Source organism: Nocardia sp. NPDC049707, assembly GCF_040674855.1.
In the GTDB taxonomy this organism is placed as follows: Bacteria; Actinomycetota; Actinomycetes; order Mycobacteriales; family Mycobacteriaceae; genus Nocardia.
Genome location: NZ_JBFANN010000029.1, coordinates 55070 through 74555 on the forward strand (window position 1 = coordinate 55070; position 19486 = coordinate 74555).

General features: G+C 65.2%; 24 protein-coding genes. 13 read left to right on the forward strand and 11 right to left on the reverse strand.

Features of this window, described 5'->3' with window-relative positions; translation table 11 throughout:
- Positions 1 to 15: 15 nt before the first annotated feature.
- Entirely contained in the window at positions 16 to 669 is a 654-nt protein-coding gene (locus AB0J29_RS24125) for a TIGR03086 family metal-binding protein (protein WP_364790287.1), read from the reverse strand.
- A gap of 110 nt (positions 670 to 779) precedes the next feature.
- On the opposite strand from AB0J29_RS24125, the gene AB0J29_RS24130 reads away from it, so the two are divergent.
- From AB0J29_RS24130 to AB0J29_RS24145, 4 genes are all read left to right on the forward strand, one after another.
- Positions 780 to 1751, forward strand: coding sequence for a WYL domain-containing protein (locus AB0J29_RS24130; protein ID WP_364790290.1), 972 nt, complete (start codon positions 780 to 782; stop codon positions 1749 to 1751).
- Between the two features lie 106 nt (positions 1752 to 1857).
- Entirely contained in the window at positions 1858 to 1983 is a 126-nt protein-coding gene (locus AB0J29_RS24135) for a hypothetical protein (RefSeq protein ID WP_364790293.1), read from the forward strand.
- Positions 1984 to 1986: 3 nt separating this feature from the next.
- Positions 1987 to 2586, forward strand: coding sequence for an XRE family transcriptional regulator (locus tag AB0J29_RS24140; protein WP_364790296.1), 600 nt, complete (start codon positions 1987 to 1989; stop codon positions 2584 to 2586).
- A 24-nt stretch (positions 2587 to 2610) separates the two neighbouring features.
- The gene (locus AB0J29_RS24145; RefSeq protein ID WP_364790299.1) at positions 2611 to 3552 is read left to right on the forward strand and encodes an alpha/beta hydrolase; all 942 of its coding nucleotides are present in this window, start codon (positions 2611 to 2613) and stop codon (positions 3550 to 3552) included.
- A 39-nt stretch (positions 3553 to 3591) separates the two neighbouring features.
- Here the strand turns inward: AB0J29_RS24145 and AB0J29_RS24150 are convergent, their stop codons facing one another.
- Entirely contained in the window at positions 3592 to 5049 is a 1458-nt protein-coding gene (locus tag AB0J29_RS24150) for an MFS transporter (protein ID WP_364790302.1), read from the reverse strand.
- Between the two features lie 75 nt (positions 5050 to 5124).
- Here AB0J29_RS24150 and AB0J29_RS24155 point away from each other — a divergent pair, with 75 nt between their 5' ends.
- Positions 5125 to 5607 (forward strand): MarR family transcriptional regulator, encoded by a 483-nt coding sequence (locus AB0J29_RS24155; protein ID WP_364790306.1) that lies wholly within the window; start codon positions 5125 to 5127, stop codon positions 5605 to 5607.
- A 46-nt stretch (positions 5608 to 5653) separates the two neighbouring features.
- On the forward strand, positions 5654 to 6277 hold the full coding sequence (locus AB0J29_RS24160; protein ID WP_364790309.1) for a hypothetical protein: 624 nt from the start codon (positions 5654 to 5656) through the stop codon (positions 6275 to 6277).
- Here the strand turns inward: AB0J29_RS24160 and AB0J29_RS24165 are convergent.
- The gene (locus tag AB0J29_RS24165; protein WP_364790312.1) at positions 6190 to 6771 is read right to left on the reverse strand and encodes an AraC family transcriptional regulator; all 582 of its coding nucleotides are present in this window, start codon (positions 6769 to 6771) and stop codon (positions 6190 to 6192) included. The two genes, AB0J29_RS24160 and AB0J29_RS24165, sit on opposite strands and share 88 nt — an antisense overlap.
- A 56-nt stretch (positions 6772 to 6827) precedes the next feature.
- Here AB0J29_RS24165 and AB0J29_RS24170 point away from each other — a divergent pair, with 56 nt between their 5' ends.
- The 3 genes from AB0J29_RS24170 to AB0J29_RS24180 all read left to right on the forward strand — a co-directional run bounded on the left by AB0J29_RS24170 (position 6828) and on the right by AB0J29_RS24180 (position 9769).
- Positions 6828 to 7028 carry an EamA family transporter gene (locus AB0J29_RS24170; RefSeq protein WP_364790430.1) on the forward strand — a complete coding sequence of 67 codons (201 nt, stop codon included), beginning with the start codon at positions 6828 to 6830 and terminating at the stop codon, positions 7026 to 7028.
- Between the two features lie 94 nt (positions 7029 to 7122).
- Positions 7123 to 8505: a wax ester/triacylglycerol synthase domain-containing protein gene (locus AB0J29_RS24175; protein ID WP_364790316.1), complete on the forward strand. Its 1383-nt coding sequence runs from the start codon at positions 7123 to 7125 to the stop codon at positions 8503 to 8505.
- A gap of 937 nt (positions 8506 to 9442) precedes the next feature.
- Positions 9443 to 9769 carry a hypothetical protein gene (locus tag AB0J29_RS24180; protein WP_364790319.1) on the forward strand — a complete coding sequence of 109 codons (327 nt, stop codon included), beginning with the start codon at positions 9443 to 9445 and terminating at the stop codon, positions 9767 to 9769.
- Between the two features lie 207 nt (positions 9770 to 9976).
- Here the strand turns inward: AB0J29_RS24180 and AB0J29_RS24185 are convergent, their stop codons facing one another.
- The gene (locus AB0J29_RS24185; protein WP_364790322.1) at positions 9977 to 11269 is read right to left on the reverse strand and encodes an alpha/beta hydrolase; all 1293 of its coding nucleotides are present in this window, start codon (positions 11267 to 11269) and stop codon (positions 9977 to 9979) included.
- A 255-nt stretch (positions 11270 to 11524) separates the two neighbouring features.
- On the opposite strand from AB0J29_RS24185, the gene AB0J29_RS24190 reads away from it, so the two are divergent.
- Positions 11525 to 11776 (forward strand): DUF4168 domain-containing protein, encoded by a 252-nt coding sequence (locus AB0J29_RS24190; protein ID WP_364790325.1) that lies wholly within the window; start codon positions 11525 to 11527, stop codon positions 11774 to 11776.
- Positions 11777 to 11925: 149 nt separating this feature from the next.
- Entirely contained in the window at positions 11926 to 12372 is a 447-nt protein-coding gene (locus AB0J29_RS24195) for an ester cyclase (RefSeq protein WP_364790328.1), read from the forward strand.
- A 26-nt stretch (positions 12373 to 12398) separates the two neighbouring features.
- On the opposite strand, the gene AB0J29_RS24200 is transcribed toward AB0J29_RS24195, so the two are convergent.
- Entirely contained in the window at positions 12399 to 12722 is a 324-nt protein-coding gene (locus AB0J29_RS24200) for an NAD(P)H-dependent oxidoreductase (protein WP_364790331.1), read from the reverse strand.
- 208 nt (positions 12723 to 12930) lie between these two features.
- On the opposite strand from AB0J29_RS24200, the gene sigJ reads away from it, so the two are divergent.
- Positions 12931 to 13875: an RNA polymerase sigma factor SigJ gene (gene sigJ, locus AB0J29_RS24205; protein WP_364790334.1), complete on the forward strand. Its 945-nt coding sequence runs from the start codon at positions 12931 to 12933 to the stop codon at positions 13873 to 13875.
- A gap of 250 nt (positions 13876 to 14125) precedes the next feature.
- Here sigJ and AB0J29_RS24210 read toward each other — a convergent pair whose 3' ends face one another.
- Positions 14126 to 14746 carry a TetR/AcrR family transcriptional regulator gene (locus AB0J29_RS24210; protein ID WP_364790337.1) on the reverse strand — a complete coding sequence of 207 codons (621 nt, stop codon included), beginning with the start codon at positions 14744 to 14746 and terminating at the stop codon, positions 14126 to 14128.
- Positions 14747 to 14824: 78 nt separating this feature from the next.
- On the opposite strand from AB0J29_RS24210, the gene AB0J29_RS24215 reads away from it, so the two are divergent.
- Complete coding sequence (locus AB0J29_RS24215) at positions 14825 to 15691, forward strand: sterol desaturase family protein (protein ID WP_364790340.1); 867 nt, start codon at positions 14825 to 14827, stop codon at positions 15689 to 15691.
- A 97-nt stretch (positions 15692 to 15788) separates the two neighbouring features.
- Here the strand turns inward: AB0J29_RS24215 and AB0J29_RS24220 are convergent, their stop codons facing one another.
- The 5 genes from AB0J29_RS24220 to AB0J29_RS24240 all read right to left on the reverse strand — a co-directional run bounded on the left by AB0J29_RS24220 (position 15789) and on the right by AB0J29_RS24240 (position 19446).
- Entirely contained in the window at positions 15789 to 16478 is a 690-nt protein-coding gene (locus AB0J29_RS24220; protein WP_364790343.1) for an alpha/beta hydrolase, read from the reverse strand.
- Entirely contained in the window at positions 16478 to 16999 is a 522-nt protein-coding gene (locus AB0J29_RS24225) for a pyridoxamine 5'-phosphate oxidase family protein (RefSeq protein WP_364790346.1), read from the reverse strand. The genes AB0J29_RS24220 and AB0J29_RS24225 overlap by 1 nt, the downstream gene beginning before the upstream one ends.
- A gap of 88 nt (positions 17000 to 17087) precedes the next feature.
- Positions 17088 to 18071: an RNA polymerase subunit sigma-70 gene (locus tag AB0J29_RS24230; protein ID WP_364790349.1), complete on the reverse strand. Its 984-nt coding sequence runs from the start codon at positions 18069 to 18071 to the stop codon at positions 17088 to 17090.
- A gap of 164 nt (positions 18072 to 18235) precedes the next feature.
- Positions 18236 to 18994, reverse strand: a complete 759-nt coding sequence (locus AB0J29_RS24235) for an alpha/beta hydrolase (protein WP_364790352.1) — start codon at positions 18992 to 18994, stop codon at positions 18236 to 18238.
- Positions 18995 to 19005: 11 nt separating this feature from the next.
- Positions 19006 to 19446, reverse strand: coding sequence for a nuclear transport factor 2 family protein (locus AB0J29_RS24240; RefSeq protein WP_364790355.1), 441 nt, complete (start codon positions 19444 to 19446; stop codon positions 19006 to 19008).
- Positions 19447 to 19486 lie beyond the last annotated feature (40 nt).

Consider the following 19486-nt stretch of genomic DNA (forward strand, 5'->3'; position numbering starts at 1 on the left):
TCAGACTCGTTCGCATCAGGCCCGCGGGTCGCGCCCCAGGTAGCGCAGCAACTCGGCGACCACTGTGTCACCCGGCTCGCCGTCGACGATCGCGGCGTACACACCCCACTGACGCAGCGGCGCGACGATTTCCGCCTCCGGACCGCCACCGGGCGCCGGATTCGCGGTCCGCGCGGCGGTGAGCAGGTGACCGGCGAGTTCGTCGTTCAACGGCGACGGCTGTCCGGTCGCGATCGCGATATCCCAAGCATGCACGGCCGCGTCCAGTGCGCACATGACCGCGGCGACCGGGGTCGGCAGCGCGCCGTGCGGCAGCGGAGTGGGCACAGTCTCGGATTCGTCGGTGACCGTGGCCCAGGCGATCGCGGTCTGCTCGACCGCATCGCGCACCAACTCGGCGGCCGTGCCATCGATGGCGCCCGACGGCGCGAAGGGGTTATAGGCGGGACCGGTGCCGATGCCGAGCGCCTCGGCGTAGGCGAGCTGATCGCCCACGGCGTGCTGAATCACCTGCGTGACATCCCATTCCGAGCACGAGGTCGGCAGCTGCCACTGGTCGTCGCCGATACCCTCGACCACTTCGGTCAGTGCGCGGTAGGAGGTGGCGAGGACATCACGCCAGACGGGGCGCAGGGTCGCGGTGGCGTCGGCGGCAGTGGTGATGTTCATGGCTGGCCTTTCTTGGTCCTTCTTGCTGATATCACCAAGCCTATGAGGCCATTAGGCTAGTTTCGTTCCTAATACATCGGCTTCAGCCAAAAAGGATTTCGGAGGCGACGGTGGCGGCCACCACAACGCGAGTTCTGCGCCTGCTCTCACTGCTGCAGGACCGCGCACATACCGGCCGTGAGCTGGCCGAACGGCTCGATATCACGGACCGGACGCTGCGCAATGACATCCAGCGACTGCGCGAACTCGGCTACCCGGTGCACGCCGAGCGGGGTGCGATCGGCGGCTACCGGCTCGGTCGCGGCAGCACCATGCCGCCGCTGCTGCTCGACGACGACGAGGCCGTCGCGGCGGCCGTGGCGATCGGCCTGGCCGAGGACGGCTCCACCGGTATCGCCGACATCGCCGAGAGCGCCGCCCGGGCACTGGCGAAACTCGAACAGATCCTGCCGAAACGTTTGCAACGCAAGGTGACCGCGCTGCGCAATGCGACCGCCATCGGACCGGCGACCACCGGCTCGCGGGAACCGGATGCCCCGGTCTCGGCGGCGAAACTGACCACCCTCGCGAGCGCCATCCGCGATGGCGCGACCGTGCGGATCGGTCTGGATCCCCACGCGGACAACGAAATCGAGCCCTACCGGCTGATCAACTGGCAGCGCCGCTGGTATCTGGTCGCGTACGACCTCGAAACCCATTCCTGGCGTGCGCTTCCCGTGGCCCGGGTACAGCGCGCCGTCGCCGGCTCGCGCCGCTTCGCGGCACGGTCGTTGCCCGATGACGATCTGGTGGCCTTCGTCATGCGCCATATCGCCCGCACGGGCTGGAAGGTACATGCCCGGGTGACGGTACTGGCTCCCGCTGAGACGGTGATCGCCCGCATCAACCCGGCCGTCGGCGTGGTGCAGGCCATCGACGCTGACACCTGCATCCTGCTGACCGGTGCGGATGCCCTGGAAACCATTGCCATCTACCTGAGTATGCTGATGATGGACTTCCGGGTCGACGGCCCGCCGGAACTGGTGGCACATCTACGCACCCTCGCGCGGCGTTATACCGAGTCTGTGGAACTGGCACCGTAGCGTTATCGAACGTCGTGGCAAGGCTTTTGGGTCGAAATTCGCTGAACCGAATATGTGGACGGGGGTGGATCAACTCTTGATCCCGAGGGCATCAGGAGGCAACACCATGGTGGATACCCGCCCTTCGATCGCCCGCTATCTGCGCGAGCGTCGTGCGGTAACCGGACTGACCCGGGCCGCGATGGCCGTGGCCACCGGATTCCCACAGACCGTGATCGAGGACTTCGAATAGGGTGTGGTCGCACCGACTTCGGCAACGCTGGGCCGCTTGTTCGACGCGCTGGGTGTACCCGAATACTTTCGCGACCACATCGTGAGCCTCACCCAGGCGGGCCAGTTTCCGGACGCCTTCGGCCCCGTCCCCAGCGTGCCGCTGCCCACCGATCTGCGCACCTTGCGCAGCATCGCCCAGCCCGCCTGGTTCCAGATCGTGCCCACCTTCGATCTGGTCGCCGCGAACTCCGCCTACCTGCGGCTATTTCCCGGGCTGGAGCCCGGCGGCAATATCCTCGAGTGGACAATGCTGAGTCCGCAGGCCAGGCAGTCCGTGCCCGAGTGGCACCGGGAAGCGCATCTGATGGTCTACGCGCTGCGCATGATGGCGCCGGGCCTGGTGCCGCAGGAGCGGCTGCACAAGATCATCTCCGTCTGCCGATCGGCGCCGGAGTGGGAGCAACTGTGGCTCACCGATGTGGCACCGGCCGATATCGCCCGGCCCTGGATCCACGTGCGTGATCCGGCACGCCGCGAACCACGCCGAATGGCATTGAACGTCTTCATGTTCGAGTTCCCGCGGCGGCCGTGGTGGATGTACACGATGATGCCCATCGACTGAACCGACCCGGCTAGGATCGGATTTATGACGGCCGACGAGTTGTTCCTCGAGCCCAATATCGGTAAGCCCGGCGAAAAGGTCGGCTATTTCGCGAATCGAGCCGGTTTCGACCGCTTCGCTGCGGCATACCGCGACGGTATGGCGCAGTTGCCGGAACCGGCCGAGCGGGTCGCGGTGTCGACTTCGTTCGGGCCGGTGCGCGGCTATCGCTTCGGCGACAAGCCCGGGACACCAGTGGTGCTGCTGTCCGGTAGGCAGGCGTCGACACCGATGTGGCGGGCCAATCTGCCGGGGCTGATGGCCCAACACACCGTGTGGTCGATCGATAGTATCGGCGAGCCCGGCGCGAGCACCCAGCGCAAACCGCTTGTCGATGCCGCGGACCAGGCGACGTGGGTCGCCGAGGCGTTGACCGGGCTCGGTCTGGAGCGGGTGCATCTGCTCGGTGTGAGCATCGGCGGCTGGCTCGCCACCCAGGTGGCCATTCATCGACCCGAATGCCTGGCCTCGGTGACGGCGCTCGATCCGGCGAATACCTTTGCGCCGCTGAGCTGGAAGGCGATCCCGGTATCGCTCGGCAGTGTCATTCCCGGCATGCCGATGAAGGTCCGCTACTGGCTGTTGAGCTGGATTTCCGGCGGCGCCCGTGCCGATGACTCGGTGCCGGAGGGTCGGCTGATCGCTTCGGGCATGCAGGATTTCACCGGAGCCCAGCCGACGCCCACGCGGCCGACCGAAGCGGAACTCACCAGCATCAAGGTGCCGGTGCTGGCAATCCTGGCCGGGCGCAGCATCATTCACGATGCCGAGCGCGCCGCCGCGACCGCGCGCACCATTCCCGGCGCTCAGGTGGAGGTGTGGCCGCTGGCCTCGCACGCCGTCAACGGCGAATTCCCGGATCGGATCGCGGCGCGCTTCGCCGAATTCACCGCAGGGCAGGCAAACGAGACCGACCCTCGCCGTTGAGGATCGGTCCCGTGGCCGTTCGGGCTGGTGACCCGAAGATCAGGCGTGCCCGGCCTGATCGGCGGCATCGGCTGCCTTGCGCATCGGAATGATCAGCGAGAGCACAATGGCGACCACGGCCGCGGCCGTCGCGATCAGGAAGGTGGTGTGGAAGCCGTCACGCGAGGGCAGCACATGCGGGCCGAACTGCATCGTCATATGGGCGAGCACCACGCTCATCACCGCCGCCGAGGTCGAGGTACCGACCGAGCGCATCAGCGAATTGAGGCCGTTGGCCGCGGCGGTCTCGGTGATCGGCACCGCGCCCATGATCAATGCGGGCATCGCGGCATAGGCCAGACCCACACCACCCGCGACGATCATCGCCGCGACCATGAGCTCCCAGACGCTGTTCATCAGCACCACGGCGCACAGATAACCGATCGCGATCACCGCCGAGCCGAGCGCCAGCGTGACCTTCGGGCCGCGCGCCGCCGACAGCCACGCCGAGACCGGGGATAGCAGGATCATCACGAATCCCGTTGGAGCCAGCGCCAATCCGGCATTGACCATGGACAGTCCGAAGCCGTATCCGGTCTGCTCCGGCGCCATCATCAGCTGCGGAAAGGTCAACGACATGCCATAGAGCGCGAACCCGACCGCGATGGACGCGAGGTTGGTGAACAGCACGCGTGGCCGCGCCGAGACCCGCAGATCGACCAGCGGTGAGCGCTGCTTCAGTTCGAAGTAGCCCCAGATGAGGAAGGCCACCACGGAGAACCCGAACAGGCCGAGGATGCTCGGGCTGCCCCAACCCCAGTCCGCACCCTTGGTGATCGGAATCAGCAAGGCCAGCAACGCAATCGACAGTCCGACCGCGCCACCGAAATCGAAACGCGCGGGCGTGCGCACGGGCGACTCCGGTACGAAGACGAAAACCAGTGCGGCACAGACGACACCGAGCCCGGCCGCGGTCCAGAACAGCATGTGCCAGTCCGCATTCTGCGCGATGGCCGCCGACAGCGGCAGGCCGAGTGCACCGCCGACACCGAGCGTGGCACTCATGATCGCCATCGCGGAACCCACCTTCTCGACGGGCAATTCGTCACGCATGATGCTGATGCCGAGCGGAATCGCGCCGACCGCCGCACCCTGCAGCGAGCGTCCGATGATTTCGGGACCCAGCGAGGAGAACACCGCGCACACCACCGAACCGGCGACCAACAACACCAGATTGGCGAACAGCACCCGACGCTTGCCGAACATATCGCCGAGTCGGCCACTGATCGGGGTTGCCACGGCACCGGCCAGCAGAGTCGCGGTGATGACCCAGGACGCATTGGCCGCCGAGGTGTCCAGCAGCGTCGGCAGCGTGGGAATGATCGGAATGACCAGCGTCTGCATCAGTGATACGACGACACCGACCATGCCGAGGGTCGCGATGAGGAGGCCGGATCCGGGACGGCGCCGGGCGTCGTTCTCGGTGACGGTCGAAGACACGTCGGGTGCAACAGTCATGAATATGTACGGTACATATCGTATGTATCGTGCACAATTTGCAATCGCAGTGATTCAGCCGACATAGTATGGGCCATGTCCGAATCAGGTCCCGAAGATGCCGATGCGCTCGCCCGCCTCGCCTTCGAGTTGACCCTGCTCTTCCGGCACCTTCCGGCCACACTGCTGCGGCGGCCGGGACTCCAGCTCGACCGGTCGGCGTATCTGATCCTGACCAGACTGGAGATCGATGCCCCGCTCAGCCTGCGCGAGCTTTCGGAGGCCTTCCAGCTCGATATCTCGACCATCAACCGACAGGTCGCCGCGATGCTGAAGCAGGGGCTGGTCGAGCGTGTTCCCGATCCAGACGGCGGCATTGCTCGCAAGATCCGGGCCAGCGCCAAGGGCCTGGAATTGGTGGCCGCCGATAGGGAGCAGTGTCACGAGGGCACCGGCGCGATCGTGGCCGACTGGGCGGTCGCCGATATCACGCAGTTGGGCGGGCTCATCTCCCGGTTCAATATGTCGATAGAGCATCTCGAGCAGAATCCGTGGCCGCGCCCGCCCGCCGCCCGGTAGGTCGCCGAGTGGCGCGGCACCCGCGACGTCGGGCAATATCGGAGCGGTGAGGCTCGGGTTCGGAGCGGTCGCGGCATCGCTGTTCGTGGCGTCGCCGCTCGCCGTCGGCTGCGGACTCGATACTGACGGCGACGAATGGGACGGCTGGACGGTAACGGTGTACTACACCGCGGTCGAGTCCTATCACTTCGGACCACTCGAAACCGTGCGCGGCTGTAGCGATCTCGAATGCGCCGATGCCGATGTCGAAATCGGCTCGCTACCAAAGGATTTCATCGAAGTGGTACGCGATGAGGGCACCGGCCGGATCACCAGCGGCGGGAACGCGGGGCAATATCTGAACTGGTCCTACGATGTCGGCTTCTGGCTGGACACCGAACCGCGTGACACCGGGGGCGAGGCGTTGCGTCCGTTCGAGAGTGCCGCGGCGTATGACATCGAACCGGGAACTCGATTGCGGCTCACCGGTTGTAGGAGTGCGGGGCGCGAATCCGACAGCGCATGTGACAGATTCAGTGCGGCAACCTGGACGATCGGCGACGATTTCACACCGGGACTCGGCGGCCCACGCCATCTGGACCTCTACATCGGCGAGGAAACCTCCGAAAGTTTCACCGAGGGACCGTATTTCGTGACATTCACCGATGCGACGCTCGAACCTGTCGACTGAACCGCTTCTGAATACACCCTTGGCGTAATGCCATAGCAGCGCTGGAACCAGCGGGTCAGATGGGCTTGATCGGCGAATCCGGCTTCGATCGCCGCCTCGCTGATCGATCGGCCGGCGGCGAACAATCTGCGAGCCGTGCGCAGTCGGAGCAGCCGTTGGTAATCGCTCGGCGCCAGACCGTAATTGGCGCGGAAGGCACGGTACAGCGCGAATCTGCTGCATTCGACGGCCTCGGCCGGATCGTCCATGGAGATGGGGTCGAGATGGCGATCGTGCAGTACCGCGCGGACCCGTCGGGCGATATCGGCAGCCGAACCGGCCTGTATCACCGCGGTTCTCGTCGGCGTTCGGACGCCGCGCTGCACCAGTGCCGCGACCGACGCGGCCAATGCCTCGTCAGCGGCGAGTTCGGTGGCCGGGCCGATCAGACTCGCGCAGAGCCGGCCCGGTGCGGCCGTGAGCACCGGATCCCGGAGCACCGGATCGGCGAACAATGGCAGACCGGTCCGGCGGCCCGCGCGGTCGGAGAGCAGATCGGTGATCAGCTCGGATCCGATATGCCCCGGCCACCGCGACTGCGGCGATGTTCCTCGTGCCCGCCTTCGGTCTCAGCTGCGCGTGGATAGTGCTCGGGGAGTCCATCTCGCTGACGCAGGCGCTCGGCGCCGCGCTGATGTTCGCCGGCGCGTGGCTGAATACCCGAAGCGAAGCCCGACAACCCACACGACAACCCGTTGACGTGAGTTCCTGACACCCGGTGAAGCTCAACGCCCCGAATCAGGCGCCCGATGACCCCCACCGCGGGGACTTTCGCCCCTGCTGGCGTCCGCGCCGCATGGTGTCCCATGGATGACATGGGTTCGCGCGAATCCCACATGACCCAGACGGATCTGTTCACGTGGAGCATGGAACAGGATCCCGCTCTCCGCTCGACGATCATCACGGTCCTGGTCTTGGACCGCGAGCTGGAGTGGAATCGCTTCTGGCATTCGATCGATCGAGGAACTCGGATGGTGCCGAGGTTCCGGCACCGACTGGCCGCCGTCCCCCTCGGTCTCGCGCCGCCGCGGTGGATACCAGATGGCGACTTCGACTTGCCCTGGCATGTGCGGCATGTCATTGCACCGTCACCGGCGGATCTGTCCACGGTCCTCGAGTTCGCACGCACCGAAGCGATGACCGCCTTTGATCCGGCACGACCGCTGTGGCGCATCACCGCGATGGGTGGGCTCGACGGTGACAAGTGCGCCTTGGTCCTCAAGGTGCACCACAGCCTGACCGACGGCATAGGCGGCATCCAGATCGCTGGTGAGATCCTCGATTTCACGCGGGCGGGCACACCGCGCGAACACGAACCCTCCGGCGATACCCGGCCGAACGTCCGGAGTGGGCTGGGCGATATCGCGGCATGGAATTGGTCCGTTGGCGCCGAACTCGTGCGCACCGGACTATCGACGGTTTTGCCCGCCGCCTGGCGAACCGTCACCAATCCCGTTCGCACCGTTCGCGAAGGCGTCGCTGTGGCGAACTCGGTGGTCCGGTTCGCTCGGCCGATCACCAGCACGCTGTCTCCGGTAATGACCGAACGCAGTCTCGGCCGCCAACTATCGGTGCTCGATGTGTCCGCGGAAGCACTACACCACGCCGCGCACGCCGCAGGCTGCACGATGAACGACGCCTTTCTGGCGGCGATGCTGATCGGATTCCGCGGCTATCACGACAAGCACGGCGCACCGGTGCAGCACTTGCGGGTGACCATGCCCATCAGCGTCCGCACCGACCGCGACGCGATCGGCGGCAACCGCATCACCCTGGCCCGGTTCACGTTACCGCTCGATATCGCCGGGACCGCCGACCTCATGCGTACGCTCGACGCACTGGTCGCGGATTGGCGGCGGGAGCCCGCGATACCACTGTCCAACGCCATCGCCGCCGCCTTCAACCGCCTACCCGTCGGTCTGCTCACCCCCATGTTCAAACACGTCGACTTCATCGCCTCCGACGTACCCGGCTCCCCGGTCGCGCTCTACGCCGCCGGTGCGAAAGTCGAACGGATATACGCCTTCGGCCCCACCACCGGAACCGCCCTCAACGCCACCCTGATATCCCATGTCGGCACCTGCTACCTCGGCATCAACGCAGACACCGCCGCCATCCCCGATCTCCCGTTGCTGACAGACTGCCTCCGATCAGGTTTCGATACCGTGCTGACCCTCCCAGACAATTAATTCCGGAAGTGATTCAGCACGCCCGGTGTGGCGAGCGCACCCTGGCATATACGGCACACCGGGTGCTGTCGACGCACCCGGTGGATTCGGTACTCCCGACGCAAGCAGTGCACCCGAAATCACTTGCACCCAATCCAAAATCAGGTGTATTAGCGGAATTCGGTGAGATCAAATGTTCGTACCAGGAATAACACACCGCCCATCGAGCCCAATAGTCCCGATCACCATGCCGTCCGACAATGTGCAAACACTCCCGATGGCAACACACTCTCCATGAGTGTTCACAACCATATTGTCCCCACAGGCCGTACCGGGATCACCCGGACCAGCCCACGAGCTCACTGGAGACACCACCGCACCGATCACAGCGGCAGCAGTGACAACAAAAGTCGAAAAACGAAACATTTATCGGCCCTCCGAACCCATCACGGACTCCGAGTAATTCTCTTTTCACACCATCCGATCGGCGCTGGCCCGCGCCGAGAAAAACTGTTCATGACCAGCACGATCTTACTCGCGAGCACCCCCGTTGCACACTCGCGAACACCCGCGTACAAATTCAACTTTCCAGAAATTCGCCAGTTCTGTCGCCCGCGATCACAAGGACCGCGCTCGCTCGCCGCGGCGCCGCGCAGCCGTGCTCATCAGCAGTGACGGCATCAACGAATCACCCCGTCAGTGGCTGATCGCCGCCGAGGTGCACGATCAGGACCCACAGGAAATCCTCGCGGTGTCAGTGCAGCGGCACTGCACGCGGGCCATGTCGGGCGCATCTATCTCGGCTGGCTGTCGGAGGGATCGACGAGATGGACATCGAGACGGTCGACCGGCTGAACACCGCGCTGCGTACCGCCACGGACCTGCCAGTCGAATGTGGCTGGCCACCAACGGGTGTCATGCGGCATGATCCTTGCGACTGCTCCAGAGAGGACAACGGGTGCGGATCTCCCTGCTCGCCGCTGCGCTCATCGCGCTGCCGGTACTCGCCGCCTGTGGCGACATCAAGGAAACGGCGGCGACGGTAACCCAGGCCGATATCGCCAAATCCCTTCAGGACAAGGGTCTGAAGGATCAAAGGCTGGCCGACTGTGCGGCGAAAGTGTTCGTGGAACAAGGTATTTCGCAGGACGGTCTGCGAACCATGATCGGCGACAACTCCGGCAAGCCGATCGACCCGGAGACTCTCGGACTGGACAAGGCCGACGGCGAGAAGGCCCGCGCCGCCCAGACCAAGATCGCCACGGAGTGCGTGCTGGCGCACTGATCGGTGTCGGTGCGCTGTCGCCTACCGAATGTCGTCGATGGCGTGGGGTTGTGTTGATCGACACCACCCCACGCCATCGCCGCGCCCACGACCCACTGCACGGGCGCGCTGCTGAGGTCACTTCGCTCTGCGGTTGCGCAGTGCTCCCGGACGGTTGGGCGGAATACCTGTCGATCCGGCCGGGTCGGGACGGCGCGGTTGCTGTCGTCAGGTGGCCGGACAGCTGACGAGTGCTGGAATCGTGCCGTCGATGAGGTAGCGGTCGGTCGCGTTGGTGGTGCACGGGGTGCGGTCGTAGATGCCGTGGCCCCAGCCCTCATAGGTCAGCAGGGTTGCTCGATGGGTCTGCGCGGCGACCTGGCGGGCCCATTCGTTCGGCGTCGCCGGGTCGTGCAGGGAGTTGAGGATCAGGATCGATGGTCCCGATTGGTTCGCCGGCGGATGCGGCGGGTTGGCCGGTTCCGACGGCCATCCTGAGCAGATACTGCCTGCACCCCAAGCGAAGTGGGCACGCAGCGTGGGCGCGTTGTCGTTCTGTTCGCGCCACAGGCGCAGCCAGTCACGCTGATCGTGGATGTCGAAGTTCCAATCGGAGCACACGATGAGCTCGGCCATGGGCGTCGGTTCGCCGCGCAATGTCGGCGGTGTCGGCTGGATCGGCGAACCGGTCGGCTGGTCCAGGAGAGCGCGCAGTTCGGTTGCCAACCTTGACCATTCGGGTCGATACAGTCGGTGCGTGACCTTCATGCTCAACTCCAGTGGCCCCAACGGCTTGTCCGGTGCGATCGGATCGCGCAGTTCGCCGCGCGCCGCCCTGTCGTAGAGCTCGGTGTAGGTTCCGCGCACGTCCGCGTCGTGCAGGACGCACTGTTCGTCGCGCGCACACCAGGAGGCGAATTCGGTGAAGGTGTCCTCACCCGCACGAGCTTCGCTCGCCATGAAGGCCGCGCCGTCGAGGCTGTGATCGTCGACGCTGTCCAAGACCGAGGCGCGCAGCCGCTGGGGAAACAACTCCGCATACGCCTGCGCCGCCAGCGTCCCATACGACCTGCTGTACACGCTGATCTGGTCGACGCCCAGCGCGGCGCGTATCGCTTCGATGTCCCGGGCAACGCTCGCACTGTCGAGATGATCGATCAGCGGTCCGGTGTACTGACGGCAGGTGTCGGCGAGCTTTCTTGTGTAGGAACGCACTTCATCGAGTTTCGCCCCGGTATCGGGCACCATGCCGGGCCGTGTCATGGCGAGTCCGGCATCGCACTGTAGCGGATGACTGCGCCGCACACCGCGCGGATCGAAGCCGACGATGTCGAATCGAGCCCGCAGCTCCGCCGAAAACTTGTCGCCACGCAGTATTTCGTCGATGCCCGAGGTGCCCGGTCCGCCCGCGAGTGAGATCAACGTCCCGACCTTGTGCGCCGGTTCGTCGGCCGGATCTCGCACAACGGCCACGTCGATCGACGCTTCCTCCGGCCGCGACCAGTCGATCGGCACACTCACGCTGGCACAGTCATATTCCGCGTTCTCCGAACATGGTTGCCAGTCAATCGATTTCACCGACTGGTCCGAGCATCCGGCGACCGCACCGGACAACAGCGCGGCAGCCAAGACCACCCGGACGATATTGCGACGTAGCAGCATGCACCGATCGTCGCCACCGTCACCACCCCACCGCATCACCCTACCGAGCGACCCTCCTCACCCCGCAGTACTACCGCTGCGCGCAGGCCGCTTACCACGCTAGTGTCTGCTCACATGACAGAGGCGTTTTCCGAAGACCAACTACAACAGTTCGCCCGGGCCACCCGCGACATCCGAGCCCTGAGCGAACACTACGACCCCGCCCGCCCCGAGGCCCCCGCCGAATTCGCCGACCAGTCCAGGGTGATCATCGAAAGCGTCGGCCTCGACCTCGAAACTTACGACGCCATCGGCGTCGAAACCCAACGCAGCGGCGCGCTGTGGGAGCGAGTGCAGAACATGATCGACCAGCCCGCCGGAGCGTAGTGGCATGTCGTCCAGGTGCTCTTTCGCGCCTGGGCATTCATGCGCGGGTTCGACGTAGTGCGCCTGGTCGTGACGCCAATGAACTGGCTGCTGAAATACTAAGATGCTTGCGAAGGTAAGCAGTCGACCACGTGAGGCGGTGAGAACGCATGGTGACACAGCGCGACGAACGCCGATCCCTGTACCTGTCTTATCTCGAGCGTTGTAATGAGCACGATTTCGAGCGAATGGCGTCATTTTATACATCGACCATCAAGGTCAATGACGTCCCTATGGATCCAGCCGCCGTTACGGCGCAATTCTCAGATCTCTTCACCGCATTTCCTGACTGGCATTGGAAGATGCGGAACCTCCTCGTAGACGGCGACTACATAGCGGTGCACTTCACCGTAACCGGCACCCACCGGGGGCCGTTCCGCGGAATTGAGGCAACCGGTCGTCGGATGACAATTTCGGAGTTCACTCTTTATCGCCTCGAAGACGGCAAGTTCGCCGACGTCTGGGACCATGCCGATATGGACGCGTTGATGAGGCAAATCGGCCAGGGCGACCCGTTGACAGCCTCCGCTGACGAAGCTGGTCCAACGGATATCTGATCTCGTTCGAGCGCGTCTGGTTCCGATCACACATGCGATGCGCCACGACGCATAGCCCCGGCGGCACGATCACTCACTATCACGAACCCATCGAACGGGTCGATCCGCTCGGCCCAGGCGCGAGTGTGCTCATGCACGGAAGGGCCGAGCATCGGCGACACCGGCTCGTCCAGATGCGGTAGCGGGTTATCGCGCAGGTCGATCAGCTCGAACTCGGCATCGGCGCGACGCGATGCCATGTCCAGAACCCACTGCGCGATCTGCGGACCATTGCGGTTGGGCCGGGTGCTACCGAGGATGATGCCGATTCTGATCATGGCCGGAAACTCTTGCTCTGCTGAATCTGTCATGACGTTCCGACGACGCAGCCGCCCGAAATGTCAGGCCGTCGCCGCCATCGTGTCGGTCTACGCCTCGATATCGCCGATACGGTGCGCGAGTGCGGCGGCTGCCATCGACCTTCACAGGAACGTGAGGTGACGCGACGACCTCACAATCCGAGCGGCTGTCTCGTCGTTCCGATGAGCGCGGATGCGATAAAGAAAGGTCGGCGAAATCATGACCATCGAACCCGAGCCGACGGACAGCCGACTCGATCCGAGTCTGAACGCGATCATGAGCGAACGCCGTCAGCTGATCAATCTCGCGTATCGGCTCCTCGGTTCCCTGGCCGATGCCGAGGACGTCGTGCAGGAGACCTACGCCCGCTGGTACGCCATGCCCCGCGCGCAGCAGGAGGCCATCGAATCCCCCGGCGGGTGGTTGACGAAGGTCGCCGGCCGCATCTGCCTCGACCTGCTCGGCTCGGCACGCGTCCGACGGGAACGCTATGTGGGCGAGTGGGTCCCCGAACCACTGCCCGACCGCGGCGAGTGGCGCGACGGACGGTCCGACGGTACCGCCGCCGATCCCGCCGACCGGATCACCCTCGACGAGTCGATCAATATGGCCTTTCTCGTCGTACTCGAATCGATGACCCCCGCCGAACGCGTGGCGTTCATCCTGCACGACATCTTCCGATACCCGTTCGCGGAAGTGGCCGAGATCGTCGGCCGTAGCCCGGCGGCATGCCGCCAGCTGGCCACCTCCGCCCGCCGCCGCATCGCCGCCGCGCAGCCTGCTGCGACTCCAACGGCCCAGCAGGCCGATATCGTCAAAGACTTCAAGCATGCCTGGGAGAGCAAGGACATCAATGCCCTCATCCGGCTCCTCGACCCCGGCGTGACGGGAATCGCCGACAGCGGGGGTCTGGCCAGGGCCGCGCTGCACCCGATCGAGGGCGCCGAGCGGATCGCTCGGTACCTCGTCGACTTCATCGACAGAACACCCGGCCTGACGATGCTGGAGCGCACGGTCAACGGCCAGCCCGGCCTGGTAATCCAGATGGACCAGACCATTACCTCGGTAGTGGCGTTCGACATCGCAAGCGACCGGATCAAACGCATCTGGGCCGTCCGCAACCCCGACAAACTTCGCTGGTGGACGACCGGTGGTAGCGACTGATCGAAACGGTATCTGAGCAGGATTCTTTGTTAGACAACAACTTCCGATGCTGAGTGCCGAGTTGCAACGACATCGATCCCAGATGCGAGCACGTCTGGGAAGCGTCCGACCTATCTCAGCCCTGCCGCTGCCCGAACAGCCGCACTACGGTGGATCGGCCACTCTGATCATGACCGCGCGAGTATCCCGAACAGCGGTATGCCGTGCATTCCGGCCGGGCAGGGCCCGGTACACCGGTGACAAGTAGGCGTCAGCGGATCGGCCCGACGGTGAAGACGGCGTTCATGAGGCGGGTGAAGCGCTCGGTGAGGTCATGGGCGGACTCTGCGGGGTGGTCGCGGGCGTAGGTCATGATCGAGTCCACCGCCGAGGTCCAGATCCCGATGAGCGCATCGATGTCACCGTGGTCGGTGTCACCGAGGTTCGCCAGGAAGCGAGTGACGCCGTCGGTGGCAAAGCGGTCGATCTGCGCGCGGTAGCGGTGCACGATCGGGCCGGCGGCTCCGGCGTCGGGCGCAGTGGGGTCGTGCAGGATGCGCCATGCCGTGCGGTCGGGGCCGAGGGTTTCGAAGATGCCGCGCAGTGCGTGGATCGGCATGCTGGAAGGGTTCGCGCCGCTGGTCATTTCGGCTTCCAGACGGGTGAGCAGCGGCTCGCCGACCTCGATCGCGCATGCGGCGTACAGCTGATCCTTCGACGAGAAGTGCTGGAACACCAGCGCTTTGGAGATCCCTGCCCGCGTCGCGACCGAGGCGACCGAGGCCGCGCTGAAGCCACGATCGGCGAACTCGCGCAGCGCGGCCATGAGGATTCTTTGCCGACGATCGTCCGACGGCATGCCCTTGGTTCCCAGACCCGCGGCCGTTGACATGAAACTCGAACTTACCTTACGGTCACTTCCATTCGATATGACCGCTCGGTCATATCACTAATTGGAGGCGATGACGCCGTGACCCTGTGGGATCAGATCAATCAACCGGTGACCTACGCAGTCCCGTTCTTTCTGCTCGCGATCGCGATCGAAGCCTGGTCGCTGCGCACCGATCGGCAGGAACGCGTAGGGTACGACCGCACCGACGCCCGCAACAGCCTGGTTATGGGCTCGGTGTCGGTGCTGATCAACGGCGCGGCGAAATTCGTGGCGATCCTCGGCTACGCCGTGCTGTACGTGCACGCGCCCTGGCACCTGAACCCACACAACCCCCTCTCGTGGGTCGCGGTCATGGTTGCGGTGGATCTCCTCTGGTACGTCTACCACCGCATGTCGCATCGAATCCGGCTGATCTGGGCCGCGCATCAGGTGCATCACAACAGCCGCTATTTCAACTACGCCACCGCTCTGCGGCAGAAATGGAACCCCTGGTTCGAACTGCTCATCTGGACACCGCTACCGGCGCTCGGCGTGCCGCCATGGATGCTGTTCACCGCTTGGTCGGCCAACCTGATCTACCAGTTCTGGGTGCACACCGAAACCATCGCCCGACTACCCGCTTGGTTCGAGTTCGTCTTCAACACGCCGTCCCACCACCGGGTCCACCACGCCAGCGATGCGGAGTACCTGGACAAGAACTACGGCGGCATCTTCATCCTCTGGGACCGCATATTCGGTACCTTTCGCGCCGAAACCTTCCGCCCCACCTACGGTCTGACCAAGGACATCGACAGCACGAACGTCTTCACACTGCAGTACTACGAATTCGGCGCACTCTGGCGAGATCTGCGCTCCACCAAGCGAATCCGCGACTGGCTCGGCTACACTTTCGGCCCACCCGGATGGGAACCCGAATCCTTCCGCGAACCGACCGAAGCGCGATAATCGAAGACTCTGCGCCGGCCGGACAGCAAAGCGTCCGACCGGGCAACAGATACGGGTTGATCGGAACGTCGAGAATCTCGATCGCACCCCGTGATGGTCACAAAGGTGTCGAGTTCGTGGGGGTATATGCCTCCAGTTGATCTGCGAGCTGCCGGGGACGGGCGAGGGCGATCATGTGGCCGCCGTCGATCTCGTCGGGAACCACACCGAGGCGTTCGGCGACGATACGGCGCATGAACGCGGCGGGTAGGAGGCGGTCATGACGGCAGAGCAGGAAGGTCGTCGGTGTCGCTGGCCACGCGGGCAAGGGCCAGGGTTCGGTGAACGGGGTAGTGGATTGCCGGCGGCTGTGTTCCCGGGCCTGGGCAGCCAACTCGGGCGGGACATCGTGGAAGAACAGAGCGTCCTCGTCGTCGGGGTGTCGGCCGTCGCGTTCGTCCTGCTGACGGCGGGCGTGCTCGTAACCGGGGTTGGCCCACCAGTCGGCGGGGGCTTCACCTGGCAGCGGGATCATCGCGGACAGGAGCACCAGCCGCTGGACCGCGACACGCTGGCAGACCAGCGGCGCGGTGAACCCGCCGAAAGAGTGGGCGACCAGCACGGTACGGGTGGGATCGCTGATGGCCGCGGCCACGATGTCGGCGTATTCGGGCAGCCCGGCCGCGTCGTCGTCACAGGGTAGGTCGGGGGTGGCCACATGGTGCCCTCGGGCGCGTAGTTGTCCCGCAAGCGGCTGCAAGTACCAGGAATCGGACCCGGCCCCGGGGATGAATACGTACTCGGTCATCACGCCCGCCCCCGCCGCTCGAACTCCGCTGCCGTGGAGCCACCAGGAAATCGGGTCTGAAAGTCCAGGACCCCCACCCAAGCCGGGCGCACCGCGATCCGAGCCATCCGAATCCCGGGGCCGTTGACGGCCGCGACGATGGCTGTGCCCTGCTCCTCACCGGCGTAGCGGCGCATGGTCAGCGCGTACTCCGGCACGATCCCGTCGACCTCGGTGACCTCGGCACGACCGCGCAGCAGCAGCGCCCGAGGTGGGGTTTCGGCGGCATCGATCGTGATCGCCACTTCGGGTCTGGTTCGCAGTGCCTCGATCTTGCGGGCGGGGACGAATGTGGACAGGACCACCTCGTGCCCGGTCCAGTGGAACAGCATCGGGAATACGCGCGGTGTGCCGTCCGCAGCCACATACGCCATGCGCGCCAGTTCGGTCGAGGTCAGCAGGCCCTGCGCGAGATCGCTGTTCAGCAGGCGGACATCGCCCTGCGGCAGCGCCGCCACTTCTTCACGTGTCAGTGTGTGCACACACAGCTCCTTGGGGTCATCGACCGCGTCGGTCGCGGTCGTTCCCCTGTGAGACCGGCGGAGTACGGCAAAGGAATCGGAGAGCCGATCAGGACAGGGTCGCAGGCAGACCGAACGCGTCGAACACGTCGGGCCCGAACGCGGTGATCTCGGTGATCCGACCGTGCTCGAAACGCACCACGTTGAGCACCTGCGCCTGATAGGAAGGCTCCCCCGGTCGCCGGATGTAGCCGGCCATGGCCGGCTGCCGATTCGCCGCGACCGGCACGCCCCGCCACTGCCTCCGGTGCAGCGCCGACCCCGGCCCCAGTGCCTTCTCGGCGAATGCGGCGACCTCCGCCCGGCCGACGAAGGAGTACGGCAACGGCGGCATGGACAGCCGCACATCCGCGCTCAACAGCTCCGCGAACGCCGCGATATCGGCGCGCTCGTGGGCGGTCATGAAACGCCGCAGCAGCTCCTGCTCTTGCGTGGTCGGGACCATAGCCTGCCCGGAACCGCGTTGCGGCAGATGCGCCCGCAGCACAGGCCGTGCCCGCTGCAACGCGCTCTTCACCGCGGCCACGCTCATCCCCAACAACTCACCGGTCTCCGCCGCTGACCAGCCGAGCACGTCGCGCAGGATCAACACCGCGCGCTGCCGAGCCGGCAAGTGCTGGATCGCCACCAGGAACGCCAGCTCGATGGTCTCCCGGGCGACCACCACGGTCTCCGGCTCCGTCTCCCGGTCGGCCATCGGCTCCAGCAACCGATCCGGAAACGGCTGCAACCATCCCACCTCCGCCGGTCCGCCGGACGCATCCGCCGCCGGCTGCCGTGGGTGCCGGTCGAGGAAGTCCAGACACACGTTCGTCGCGATCCGATACAGCCACGCCCGGAACGTGGAACGGCCCTGGAAACTCCCTCGATAGCGCCACGCCCGCAGCAACGTCTCCTGCACCAAGTCCTCGGCCTCGTCGAACGAACCCAACATCCGATAGCAGTGCACCCGCAACTCCCAGCGGTACCGCTCAGCCAACCCCGCGAACGCCGCCTCGTCCCCGTGCGCAGCCGCGACGCTCTCACTCTCCACAATCCCGACCGTACCCATAGAGAGCTCGACAACCGCCCCCAACCACATGCTCATGCCACTGACCGCGCTGTCCGGAACGCCAAGGCGAGCTTGATGTGCGGAGGAAACGACTGAGCCCCACCCGGATTCGGATGGGGCTCGCTCGCGTGCCACGGTCGCGTCGGTCAGGTCGACTGAGAAGTTTCCGCGTTCTGCAGGTGAGCGACGAGCTCGTCGTTGAACTTCTGCCCGATACGCTGCACTGCGTGCGGACTGCCCTCGAACAGAACGCGTTTCGCCGACAATCCCTCTGCCAAAGCGTCGGCGACATCTTCGAATCCCGGAGTGCCACCACCGGTGACCACTAGCTTGGGGAATGCGGTTCGCGCCAGTGCCTCCAGCGGAACGCCTGTCTCCCAGGGCTTTTCGGTAGTCAGATTGCGGATGGCCTCCGCGAATGGGGCCGGCAGCGGTGACGGTAGTCGCATGTCGATGCTGAGGACCTCGAGGAAGCCGGTCGCGAAGGACTCGAGATCGGTGGGGTCGGTCGCTGCCCAGTAGTCGCGCAACGCCGCCGCGAGCCGGTCCGCGGCCGGCCGGCCGGCGCCGTTGGGCAGCGCGGGCGGCTCGATCACCGTGAGTGACCAGACCTTCTCGGGGGCCAGCGCCGCGGCACGCATCGCGATGACGCCACCCATCGACGTTCCGACGAGATGGGCACCATCGCCGAGCAGTTCGGCGATCTCGGCCGCATCCCGATCCGGATCGATGCGCGGTGTGCTCGGACTCGGGCTGTAGCCGCGCCGGTACGGCGCAGTGATCTGGTAGCGGTCTGCCAGTATCCGCTGCTCACCGAAGGCTGCTGCGGCCGAGCTCAAGCTGCCGTGCACCATGACCACGCGAGGACCCGTAGTTCCCCATCTTTCTGCGGCAATTTCGGTCATCGGACCCGCCCTCACTGCTGTGGAGCCGCGGCAGCCGCGGCCTCGGCCCGCGCGAACACGCCGGGATCGATGTCCAACTGGCGCGACTGGAACTTCCAGCCGTCCTCGGTACGCACCAGCGCATCGGTGTAGATACCCGTGGCGATGATGAAAGGCGGCTCCACAACCTGGAGTTTGGTGACCGTGCACGTCGCCGTCGCCGTATCGCCGTCGCCGTCGACGATGTAGTTCGTCATCAGATGACGCGCACCGTCCTCCTTGCCGGCCGCGATGTGGCCGTTGATGAACTCCCTGATGGCGTCGTGTCCGACGAACGTGCCGTAAGTCGCGACGAACCTTCCGTCGGGAACCCATGCCCCGAGCCAGGAATCGACATCGTGGTTGTCGAGTGACCGCATCTGCAGGTTCGACAGCTCGATGATCGCCAATTTGTCTGAAGCGGACAAAGACATCCGCGTGCTCCTTTGCCAACCGGGGGGCTATGACCCAGCA

Coding starts and splice junctions, on each gene's coding strand:
- AB0J29_RS24150 (WP_364790302.1), bottom strand. CDS start 5,049: ATGACTGTTGCACCCGACGTGTCTTCGACCGTCACCGAGAACGACGCC.
- AB0J29_RS24125 (WP_364790287.1), bottom strand. CDS start 669: ATGAACATCACCACTGCCGCCGACGCCACCGCGACCCTGCGCCCCGTC.
- AB0J29_RS24210 (WP_364790337.1), bottom strand. CDS start 14,746: ATGTCAACGGCCGCGGGTCTGGGAACCAAGGGCATGCCGTCGGACGAT.
- AB0J29_RS24200 (WP_364790331.1), bottom strand. CDS start 12,722: ATGACAGATTCAGCAGAGCAAGAGTTTCCGGCCATGATCAGAATCGGC.
- AB0J29_RS24155 (WP_364790306.1), top strand. CDS start 5,125: ATGTCCGAATCAGGTCCCGAAGATGCCGATGCGCTCGCCCGCCTCGCC.
- AB0J29_RS24135 (WP_364790293.1), top strand. CDS start 1,858: ATGGTGGATACCCGCCCTTCGATCGCCCGCTATCTGCGCGAGCGTCGT.
- AB0J29_RS24195 (WP_364790328.1), top strand. CDS start 11,926: ATGGTGACACAGCGCGACGAACGCCGATCCCTGTACCTGTCTTATCTC.
- AB0J29_RS24145 (WP_364790299.1), top strand. CDS start 2,611: ATGACGGCCGACGAGTTGTTCCTCGAGCCCAATATCGGTAAGCCCGGC.
- AB0J29_RS24175 (WP_364790316.1), top strand. CDS start 7,123: ATGGATGACATGGGTTCGCGCGAATCCCACATGACCCAGACGGATCTG.
- AB0J29_RS24190 (WP_364790325.1), top strand. CDS start 11,525: ATGACAGAGGCGTTTTCCGAAGACCAACTACAACAGTTCGCCCGGGCC.
- sigJ (WP_364790334.1), top strand. CDS start 12,931: ATGACCATCGAACCCGAGCCGACGGACAGCCGACTCGATCCGAGTCTG.
- AB0J29_RS24220 (WP_364790343.1), bottom strand. CDS start 16,478: ATGACCGAGTACGTATTCATCCCCGGGGCCGGGTCCGATTCCTGGTAC.
- AB0J29_RS24240 (WP_364790355.1), bottom strand. CDS start 19,446: ATGTCTTTGTCCGCTTCAGACAAATTGGCGATCATCGAGCTGTCGAAC.
- AB0J29_RS24235 (WP_364790352.1), bottom strand. CDS start 18,994: ATGACCGAAATTGCCGCAGAAAGATGGGGAACTACGGGTCCTCGCGTG.